Origin of the sequence: Larkinella sp. C7, assembly GCF_006149005.1 — a bacterium.
Classification (GTDB): Bacteria; Bacteroidota; Bacteroidia; order Cytophagales; family Spirosomataceae; genus Larkinella.
Genome location: NZ_VBSL01000016.1, coordinates 143,040 through 153,217, shown reverse-complemented (window position 1 = coordinate 153,217; position 10,178 = coordinate 143,040). Strand labels below are relative to the sequence as shown.

General features: G+C 53.4%; 6 protein-coding genes. 3 read left to right on the top strand and 3 right to left on the bottom strand.

Translation table 11 applies throughout. The annotated features are described in order from the left end of the window. Nucleotides 1-25: 25 nt before the first annotated feature. Nucleotides 26-2,851, bottom strand: a complete 2,826-nt coding sequence (locus FH871_RS27085; protein WP_138994544.1) for a putative Ig domain-containing protein — start codon at nucleotides 2,849-2,851, stop codon at nucleotides 26-28. Between the two features lie 669 nt (nucleotides 2,852-3,520). On the opposite strand from FH871_RS27085, the gene FH871_RS27080 reads away from it, so the two are divergent. From FH871_RS27080 to FH871_RS27070, 3 genes are all read left to right on the top strand, one after another. Then, nucleotides 3,521-5,302: a DUF885 family protein gene (locus FH871_RS27080; protein ID WP_138994543.1), complete on the top strand. Its 1,782-nt coding sequence runs from the start codon at nucleotides 3,521-3,523 to the stop codon at nucleotides 5,300-5,302. Between the two features lie 24 nt (nucleotides 5,303-5,326). Beyond that, nucleotides 5,327-6,157: a S1 RNA-binding domain-containing protein gene (locus FH871_RS27075; protein WP_138994542.1), complete on the top strand. Its 831-nt coding sequence runs from the start codon at nucleotides 5,327-5,329 to the stop codon at nucleotides 6,155-6,157. Nucleotides 6,158-6,274: 117 nt separating this feature from the next. Next, nucleotides 6,275-6,745, top strand: a complete 471-nt coding sequence (locus FH871_RS27070) for a hypothetical protein (protein WP_138994541.1) — start codon at nucleotides 6,275-6,277, stop codon at nucleotides 6,743-6,745. 62 nt (nucleotides 6,746-6,807) lie between these two features. Here the strand turns inward: FH871_RS27070 and FH871_RS27065 are convergent, their stop codons facing one another. Beyond that, entirely contained in the window at nucleotides 6,808-7,770 is a 963-nt protein-coding gene (locus tag FH871_RS27065) for a hypothetical protein (protein WP_138994540.1), read from the bottom strand. A 124-nt stretch (nucleotides 7,771-7,894) separates the two neighbouring features. Continuing rightward, complete coding sequence (locus tag FH871_RS27060) at nucleotides 7,895-10,015, bottom strand: M3 family metallopeptidase (RefSeq protein ID WP_138994539.1); 2,121 nt, start codon at nucleotides 10,013-10,015, stop codon at nucleotides 7,895-7,897. Between the last annotated feature and the right edge of the window lie 163 nt (nucleotides 10,016-10,178).

The window sequence follows — 10,178 nt, the reverse complement described above, 5'->3', positions numbered from 1 at the left end:
ACCAAAAGGACCTTACATAACAAACTTACTCACGTATCAATAAAGGCGTATTGGGTTTGTTGCGATCCCAGACCCAGCCGCGAATCGTTCCGCATTCGACCTTGTCGAGATAACCCTCAAAACTACCCGTGACTATGGGTGTCGACCCGGCTACGGTCAGGTTAAAACTCACGCTGTTGGTAGCGCCCTGCGGATCGGTGGCTGAATACGTCAGCACAAAACCGCCTTCAACCCCGGGTTTTCCGGTAATCTGACGCGTGCTGCTGGTGAACGTCAGACCAGTGGGCAGGCCTGCCAGGCCATAACTGAGCGTTCCGCCTTCAGGATCGGTGAAAACCGGTAAGGTGGTTGTAAAATCCACGCCCTGCTGGGCCGTCAACGCTGGGACAACGGGAGCAACGGGCTGCTTGTTGGGCGGTGGCGGAACCGTACCGGTTTGGCACAGGATGGTTTTGGGGCCATCTTTCAGGGTAAAACTGCTGCCGGATACTATGGCAGAGAGCGTATGCACCTGCCCGTCTTTCAACTCTTCGGGAATACTCCAGCGAAAGGCGTGGATGCCATTGCCCTTGCCCGCGTCTTTCAGATCCTGCCGGAACTCATTGGCCGCTATTGAGCCCTTGAAAGTTGCCCCGTCGTAGATATCGACGGAGAAAACCGTGTTGGGTTTGTTGCGATCCCAGGCCCATCCCCGGAAGCTGCTGCAATCGGCGCCGTACAGAAAGCCGTCGAAACTGCCGGTCACCGTCGGGGCGGGGTTGACGACGACGGTAAATGAGGCCGTTGGACTGGTACAACTGCCCTGCTGGCAATAGACGGAATATGCGAATGTGCCGGTGGTTGACGTAGGGATCGAAATCGGCGAACCGCTGGGCGATCCGGGTCCGGTCCAGACCAGTGTTCCTGCACACCCGGTGGCGGTGAGAGAAACCGGACCGGTATTCTGGAGCACGGTCATCATACCCGGACCAGTGGCCGTCGGACTGCTGGTGATCGTCGGTGGTAGAATCGACTCTCCGACCGTCACGCCGGTCGAAGCGGTGCTCGAACACAGGCTGGCATTGGTAACGGTGACGGAATAGGTTCCGGTTGTCGTTACGTTGATGGAGGACGTGGTCGCAAGCGTGCTCCAGAGATAGGTACTTCCGCCCGACGCGGTTAGGGTAACCGATTGACCGGCGCAGATCGTTGGAGAAGAAGGGGTTATGCTCGTGGAGGGCAGGTTATTTACTACGATGTTAATCTCCTGGTATTCGAAACAGCCATTCGGGTTGGTTACCGTTACGGAGTACTTCCCGGTCTCAGTCACGCTGATGGCGGACGTGGTTGCTCCCGTATTCCAAAAATAGGTACCTCCGCCCGACGCGGTCAGGGTGGCCGACTCTCCGGCACAAATTGCCGTAGCCGATGCCTCAATCGTGACCGTGGGATGGGGTATTATGGTCAGGTTGAAGGGCTCAGACGTGATGGAACCGCACGCATTGGAAATCACCACGCGATACGCGCCGGAAGACTGATCCGAAGTATACATAAAGAAAGAGTCATCGACCCCAGCTTCATACTCATCATATTTGACCCCGTCCTTATAATATTCATAGGTAACAGTCCCCTTCCCCCCTAGATCCAATGCTACCTGTGCAATTGTAGGCAGATAACCGGTTGGCGTCGCACAGATCGTTAAACTCGTTGGAGCCGGATTGATGAAAAAAAGCGCATCTGTTTCGCCCTGAAACTCAAACGCTCCCCGATCAATGTAATCACCGTACACACGGTTTTGCCCGGCCATATCTGTACCCGGACCACTCACCGCCGTGTAGGAGTTGAGGTCCCCCGAATTAATGGCAAATGAACAGGCCGTCAAGCTCAGGTCACCGGTTGCTTCGTTCGCAAAAGCCGGGTTGGAAACTTGATTGCCCAGGCCGGGAAGATCGTCCTGATTAATGGTGTGTGTGACGGTGAGCGTTCCGTCACCAACCAGATCCAGCCCATCATTTCCCTGAATTTCACCGTCATAATTGGGTTGGTTATTCCACAGGATGCTATTGGTCAGGGCGAGTGTGCCTTTGTTCTGGATGGCATTTCCGGTAGTGGACCGGTTTCCGACAAAGGTACAGTTGATCACGGTCGCTACGGAGCCTGAAATCGTCATGGCTCCGCCCCCTACATCCCCGTCCGCTGTATTTTTGAAGAATACACAGTTGATCAGCAGGGGATGACTGTCTGATCCCTCGGAATAAAAACCACCACCACTGCTGGCCTGGTTATTGGTGAAGTAACAATTCCGGATGATAGGATCACCATACCCACAGCCACTTTCATTGAATACTCCTCCTCCGTGAGCATCGTTATATTCCCCGTGGGCATTCCCCCCGGTTATAACAAAACCGTCCAGAATCGTTGACCGACTGCCCCTCACCAAAGCCACAACGTGGTAACTATTGTCCGATGTAGTGCCCGGATCGCCGATTTCCCCGCTCAGCGTGGTGGAGGAGGGAGAAGTCAACACCCGCTCTTCAAGGGAAGTTTCGCCACCCTCAAATCCGCCATAAACCGATATCCCATCGGTCAATTCAAACCGATGCCACGGTTCAGGACCTGGTTTATAGATTCCTCTCGCTACCCAGACCTGATCGCCGGAGCCGAACTGGGAGGCATTGATCATGGCCATTAAATCCCCCGAAGCATCATCCCAGGTCAAGCCTTCACCGTTACCTCCTTCTTTCACGTAACGAATCGTCTGCGCATGAAGGCTCGTCAGACTGGCCAGGATCAAAACGTGAGCAAACAAAAAAAGGCGAAGGGGTGCCCATCTGCCCATCCATTGGAAGGGTAATCGTAAAAGATGTTTCATGGGATAAAATGGTTTAGTAGACAGAAATTGCGTGGCCGGATCAGAACCGGCGGAAGACGTTGAGCGGTTTCCTGAATAGTGCGTAAACGGGTTGGTTGCGGGTTTGGAACAGCCCCGACGCGTAGTGTATACGTTACTATTATTACTGCGAAAATAGCAAATGAAAAGAACAATTCTAACAAAATGGTAAGTATAAAAAAAGCTGTTTGACTCCGATTCAAAACGGAGTCAAACAGCTTAAAGTGAACAACTTGTCAATGATGGCTTCAATGCTTTCAAAACTACCTGTCTGGAACCGCTGGCAACGTGCAGCAAGTACGGTCCAGCCGCTCGCTGGTGAACAGAGATTGATAAACGTTCGACGGTTTTTGCGTTTTCAATGGCGTGTTCACCCAATGAGCGTAGCGACAAAGCCCATCGCGGGGGGCCATTCAGATAAAGCCCTTAAAACACCTTTCCTGTTGGGTAAGAGCCTCCGCATTCAACGGTCGTTTATGGCTGGTGAGAAAACCCCAAATTGACAAGACTCTGTTCGGGTTACCATTTGTGCGGTCAATTTTTACTGAAAGGAAAGTGGTCTTCAATCCCCGTGCGGCCCGTCACGGTCAGGGTTTTCGGCGGTTTATGGCTACCTTTCCGCTCTGAACTTTTGCCGAATGCGATTCGATCATGAAACTAATCCTTGTATCCGCTCTGCTCATGGCTTCGATGATGGCCTGTAACTCCAAAACCGGACAGGAAAACACGGCTGCCAATGCCGATTTCGCCCAAACCGTCGATACGTACTACGAAGAACGCCTGAAGCTGTTTCCGATTGAAGCGACGTATCAGGGCGACAACCGCTACAACGATTTGCTGCCCAACAGCATTTCGCAGGAATTTCTTGGCCAGACGAAGGCATTTTACACCGACTATCTCGACAAAATAAAAGCCTTTGATCGCGAAAAACTGTCGGATCAGGACAAAATTTCGTACGATATTCTGAAACGCGAGCTGGAGCTGCAGTTGGACCAATTTAAGTTTCACCTCGAATACGTGCCGTTTTCACAGTTCGAAGGGCTGACGCTGTCGTTTGGTCAGTTGGGCAGCGGAGCGGGGGCGCAGCCGTTCAAAACCGTCAAGGATTACGACAACTGGCTGAAGCGGGTTTCGGCCTTTCAGGTCTGGGGTGATACCGCCGTGGCCAATTTCCGGAAAGGCATGGCGACTGGCCTGATCTGGCCGAAAAGCCTGGTGGTGAAGATGATCCCGCAGATGACCGATCTGGTGGTGACCGATCCGACTCAAAGTCTGTTTTACGGCCCGATCAGGAACCTGCCGAAAGAATTTGGCGAAGCGGATAAAAACCGCCTGACAGCCGCTTACAAGACGGCGATTCTGGAACAGATCGTGCCGACGTATAAAAAACTGGGCGATTTTCTACAGCAGGAATACCTGCCCAAAGCCCGTACTACCTCGGGCATCGATGTGGTTCCACAGGGGCCGGAGTTGTATAAAGAGCTGGTCAAAACCTGGACGACCACCGACAAAACGCCGGATGAAATTTACCAGACCGGTTTGAAAGAAGTGGCCCGGATTCGGGGTGAAATGGAGAAAGTAAAAACGCAGGTCGGTTTTCCCGGTTCGCTGAACGATTTTTTCACTCACCTCAAAACCGACCCGAAGTTTTATCCCTACAAACAGCCGAAAGACGTGCTGGCGGCTTTCAACACAATTCTGGCGCGGATCGAGCCGAATCTGGCGAAGATGTTTACCCAAACGCCAAAGTCAAAATTTGAAATCCGGCAAACGGAGAAGTTCCGCGAAGCCTCGGCGAGTGCGGAATACAACCCGGCGTCGGCGGATGGAAGTCGCCCCGGCATTTTCTACGTTCCGATTCCGGATGCGACCCAATTCAACGTTACGTCCGGCATGGAGTCCTTGTTTTTGCACGAAGCCATTCCCGGTCACCATTACCAGGTGTCTTTGCAGCAGGAAAACACGGATTTGCCGAAATTCCGGCGGTTTGCGTGGTATGGCGCCTACGGCGAAGGCTGGGCGTTGTACTGCGAGTCGCTGGGCAAGGAACTCGGCATTTACACCGATCCGTACCAGTATATGGGCGCTTTGAGCGACGAAATTCACCGGGCGATCCGGCTGGTGGTCGATGTGGCGATTCACACCAAACACATGACCCGCGAAGAAGCCATCAAGTACATGATGGACAACGAACCGATTGCGGAACAGGGCGCGGTGGCCGAAATCGAGCGGTATATGGCCATTCCGGCGCAGGCGCTATCGTACAAGATCGGGGCGCTGAAAATCCGGGAATTGCGGGCCAAGTACGAAAAACAGCTGGGCGACCAGTTCAAGCTGGCGGCTTTCCACGACGAATTCCTGAAAGACGGTTGTATGCCGCTGGATGTGCTGGAACACAAGATGGATGCCTGGGCCGACCGGCAAAAGCAGTAAAAAGGGCTTGAAAAACCGTTTCGAATGATACAAATTGGAAAAATAAATACCCTGATTGCCCTCCGCGAAACCAGCGTCGGGGTTTTTCTGGGCGACGATGAGGACAATGACATCCTGCTCCCCAACAAATACGTGCCGGAATCGCTGCGGGTCGATGATCCGATCGATGTGTTCGTTTATACCGACTCGGAAGACCGGATCATTGCCACCACGCTGACGCCTAAAATCCAGCGCAATCAGTTTGCGCGTTTGCAAGTAGTTTCGGTCACAAGCGTGGGTGCGTTTCTGGACTGGGGGCTGGAAAAAGACCTGCTGGTGCCCTACCGCGAGCAAAGCCGCCCGATGGAAGTGGGCCGCTGGTACGTCGTGTACCTGTACCTCGATCACGAAACCGACCGGCTGGTGGCGTCGAGCCGGCTCAACCGGTTTCTGGATTCGGAAGTACCCAACCTGACGGAAGGGCAGGAAGTGTCGCTGCTGGCCTGGGAACCGACCGATCTGGGCATCAACGTCATCATCAACAACCGCTACCGGGGCCTGGTCTACGCGAATGAGGTGTTCCGTCAGGTGTATCCCGGCGACCGGCTGACGGGCTACATCAAGACGATTCGCGACGACAACCGGATCGATGTGAGCCTGCAAAAACCGGGGTATGAAAACGTGGAACCGAACGCGCAGCGGATTCTGGCCACGCTGAAAGAGCAGAACGGTTTTCTGCCCCTCAACGATTACAGCGAACCGGATGCCATTTACCAGACGCTGGAGATGAGTAAGAAAACCTTCAAGAAAGCCATCGGGGCGCTGTTTCGGGAACGGAAGATTGCGATTAAGGAAGACGGTATTTACCTGGTTTGAGTCAGCGTTTTCAGGAAAAAATAGCGGTCTTTTTTTCTGCTAAAAGAGACGTTTTTGCAGGAAACAAAATGGAATCACAATCTGTTGGGTTGGTAAAATCGTAAACTTTGTACTACCATGGCACGACCAAATCCTGAACTGATCGATGCGCTGCGCCGGACAGCCCGGAAACTACAGGAAGGCGCTCCTTATGAATGGGGCCACATGGGCGGTTGCAACTGCGGCAACCTCGCTCAGGAATTGACCAAACTGACCAAAGCCCAGATTCACGCCTACGCCATGCAACGCTATGGCGACTGGAACGAGCAGGTGGCCGACTATTGCCCCACGAGCTACATGCCGATTGATCTGGTAATCAGTGAAATGTTGCAGGCCGGTCTGGCGATCGAAGACCTGAAGAACCTCGAAAAACTGACCGACCGGCGGGTGTTGGATCGTTTCCCCATCGAAAAGCGTTACCTACGTCATAACCACCGCGACGACGTTGTGGCCTATCTGATTGAATGGGCGGCTTTGCTGGAAGACGAACTACTGGCCAAAATTGAGCTGCCGAAGTTTGACGACGCGGCATGGCAACCCGTTAGCTAATCAAAAAGGCATCAGGTAATTCTGATGCCTTTTTGAAGAATCGTGGCGGAATCGACTGTTCCTTACTGCCCTGTTGTATAAAATTCGTACGAAATCTTCCACGTAAACGCCTGTCCCGGTGCCACATTGATCGCAATGAAGGGTTCGGGCGACAGGTTTTTCGGGTTCGACCAGAATGCCAGTTTCGACATGGGCCGGTCGCTCCGAATCCGGACACCCGCGCCGGTTTTGGTGTTTTCAACCCGGATGTCGTAATCGCTGGCACTGGCGCCGTAACCTTCCACGAGCGTGTAAATGCTCTCCCGGTTCTGGAGCGGTCTCAAAAAGGTAAGCTCCTGATTTTTACTGGCCAGAATGTCTTTCAAATCGCCGGTCGGTTTGGCCGGAAACCCAAACTGAACCCGAAAATCCGGCCCCGACGGCTGCTGGTCGATCACCAGAAAGTTGTGGTTGTAAACGGCGGTTTCGATGCGCTGTTTGCCGGTATTTTTCAGGCGGTGCTCCAGCACCAGTTCGGGCTTGCCTTTGGTGAGCTTCACGGTTTTTTCGTATTCGTAGGAATATCCGGCCGCATCCTTCAACACATGGGTAAACCGCACCTGATCGGCTTTTTTCTGAACCGACCACTGCCCTTTATCCACGTGTTGGTAGGGCGCGACAAACTTGTACGGTTCACTGTCGATCTTCCGCAGGCTCCCCACGCCAATCTTCACGAACAGGTCGCCGGGTTTGGCCTGATCGTAACCAATCGGGTCAAACGCTTCGACCGGGCCGCTGATGGCGTCGTGCAGATACGGATCGTATTTGTCAAACCACTTCCCAAAATAGCTGTGCCCTTTGTACTCCAGATTGGCAATCACGCCCGACCAGTCGAAGCGCGTGCCCCGGTAATACCCGGTGGCGGTGTCTGGCAAATACAGCGTTGCCTTGATGGAATCGTTGGTAATCACCGCCTGGGGAACATCGTCGATGGTCCAGGAAATCAGGGAGAAAGCCAGCAGGAGGGTGGGTAGGTATTTCTTCATAATGGAGTTTGGGGTTTATGGTTTACGGTTTTCAGTCTACGGTTTACGGTGCGGTTCTCCACCGGGACTGATGCACGATTGTGAATGCGCCAGCCAACTGTAAACCGTAGACTGTAAACCAACTTTATAACACCTTCAGCAAGCCCCGGCGACGGAGCAGCGGTTTGATGTCGGGTTCGGAGCCCCGGAAATTTTTATAGAGCGTCATCGGTTCGTCGGTGCCGCCCTTTTCGAGGACGTTTTTGCGGAACGACTGGGCGGATTTCTGATCGAATAAACCTTTTTGCTTGAACACTTCGAAAGCATCGGCATCCAAAACCGCCGACCAGATGTAGCTGTAATAACCCGCCGAATAACCGCCCGCGAAAATGTGCTGGAAATACGTGCTCCGGTAGCGCGGGGGAATCTGGTCGATCAAACCGATTTTATCCATCGACTGCTTTTCGAAAGCCAGCACATCCGTCGGCACCTCGCCGGGTTTCAGCGTATGGTACTCCATGTCGAGCAACGACGCGGCCAGGTATTCAGTCGTTTCAAAACCCTGGTTAAACAGACTGCTTTTGTTGATTTTCTCGATCAGCGCATCCGGAATCACCGCGCCGGTTTTGTAATGTTTGGCGTAGAGTTTCAGCATTTGCGCTTCCTCCGACCAGTTTTCCATGATTTGCGAAGGCAGTTCCACGAAGTCGCGCGGCACCGATGTTCCCGACAAACTGGCGTAGGTGACGTTGGAAAGCAAACCGTGCAGGGCGTGGCCGAATTCGTGGAAAAACGTCCGGGTTTCCTCCAGACTGAGCAAGGCCGGGGCGTCGCCCGACGGACGCGAGAAGTTGCAGACGATGGAAATCACCGGCGTGATTTTCTGGCCTTTTTCCACTTCCTGCCGCCGAAAACTGGTCATCCACGCTCCTCCGCGTTTGCTGGCGCGCGGGTGAAAATCCATATACAGAATCCCGATGTGCCGTCCGTCGGCTTCTTTCACTTCGTAGCTCTGAACTTCTTCCTGATAGATTGGTAAATCCGTTCGCCGTTCGAAGCGCAAACCGTAGAGCCGTCCGGTGAGCATGAAAATGCCTTCGCGGACGTTTTCGAGCGAGAAATACGGTTTGAGCTGTTCGCCATCGAGGGCGTATTTTTGCTTGCGGAGTTTTTCGGCATAATACCGCCAGTCCCAACTCGCCAGCTTTTCGTTCTTTCCTTCCTTGTCCATCAACGCCTGCAACTCGGTGGCTTCCTGCTTCGTCACGGGCACCGTTGCGGCCCAGAGTTGATTGAGCAGTTCGCTCACCTTGGCGGGCGTTGAAGCCATGCTTTCTTCCAGCACAAAAGCCGCGTGGTTTTCGTAGCCCAGCAACTGCGCCTTTTCGGCCCGAAGCGTTACCATTTTGGCCATCAACGCCTTGTTGTCACGCGCGTCGTTGTGATTGCCGCGTTCGAGATAGGCCCGGAAAATCTGCTCGCGGAGTGCCCGGTTGTCGGCATATTGCAAAAACGGCATGATGCTCGGGTTTTGCAGGGTAAAAATCCATTTGCCGTCCTGATTTCGCTTTTTGGCTTCGTTGGCAGCCGCGCTCACCAGCGAAGCGGGCAAACCGCTGAGGTCTTCCTTTTTGTCGATTACCAGCGTGTAGGCGTTGTTTTCGGCCAGCAGATTCTGACCAAACTTCAGGGTCAGGACCGAAAGCTCTTCATTGATTTTCCGCAGCCGATCCTGTTTTTCGGCGGTCAAAGCGGCTCCGCCCCGGACAAAATTCTTGTACGTTTTTTCGAGCAACTGCTGTTGTTCGCCGGTGAGTTTAAGCTGGTTTCGCTGGTCGTAAACGGTTTTTACCCGCTTGAACAGGGCCGGATTCAGCGCGATGTCGTCGCCGTTTTTCGCCAGTTTGGGCGCAATGGTCTGGGCGATTTTCTGAAGAGCATCGCTGGTGTTGGCGTTGTTGAGGTTGAAAAATACCGTGCTCACCCGACTGAGCAGATCACCGCCCGCTTCCAGGGCTTCGATGGTGTTGGCAAAGGTGGGTGCCTGGGTCTGGCTGGTGATTTTCGCAATGTCAGCCGCCTGCTGTTTGATGCCTTCCTCAAAAGCCGGTTCGTAGTGTTCCGGCTTGATTTTGTCGAAGGCCGGTACGCCAAAAGGGGTGGTATAGGCGGTGAAAAAAGGATTTTCAGTAATGGATTGGCCGTTCACCGGCGCGAGATCCGTCAGAAGCATGGTCGTTATCAGAAGTGTAAGCGTTGATTTCATCGAAGAACGCGTTGTTTGGGGTTACTCAAAACTACGGAATCGCCGGGCGAAAGCCAAACGGACATTGTTGTCCGGCAGCGAACAGCACCTGTCCGGCTTCGTACAGTTTGATTGCTGGAGAATATTTTTTATATGCTGATTATCAGGTTATTACGATATTGGC

Bases quoted from the DNA above. Each gene is read 5' to 3' on its own strand.
- FH871_RS27060 (WP_138994539.1), bottom strand. From the start codon at position 10,015: ATGAAATCAACGCTTACACTTCTGATAACGACCATGCTTCTGACGGAT.
- FH871_RS27080 (WP_138994543.1), top strand. From the start codon at position 3,521: ATGAAACTAATCCTTGTATCCGCTCTGCTCATGGCTTCGATGATGGCC.
- FH871_RS27070 (WP_138994541.1), top strand. From the start codon at position 6,275: ATGGCACGACCAAATCCTGAACTGATCGATGCGCTGCGCCGGACAGCC.
- FH871_RS27065 (WP_138994540.1), bottom strand. From the start codon at position 7,770: ATGAAGAAATACCTACCCACCCTCCTGCTGGCTTTCTCCCTGATTTCC.
- FH871_RS27085 (WP_138994544.1), bottom strand. From the start codon at position 2,851: ATGAAACATCTTTTACGATTACCCTTCCAATGGATGGGCAGATGGGCA.
- FH871_RS27075 (WP_138994542.1), top strand. From the start codon at position 5,327: ATGATACAAATTGGAAAAATAAATACCCTGATTGCCCTCCGCGAAACC.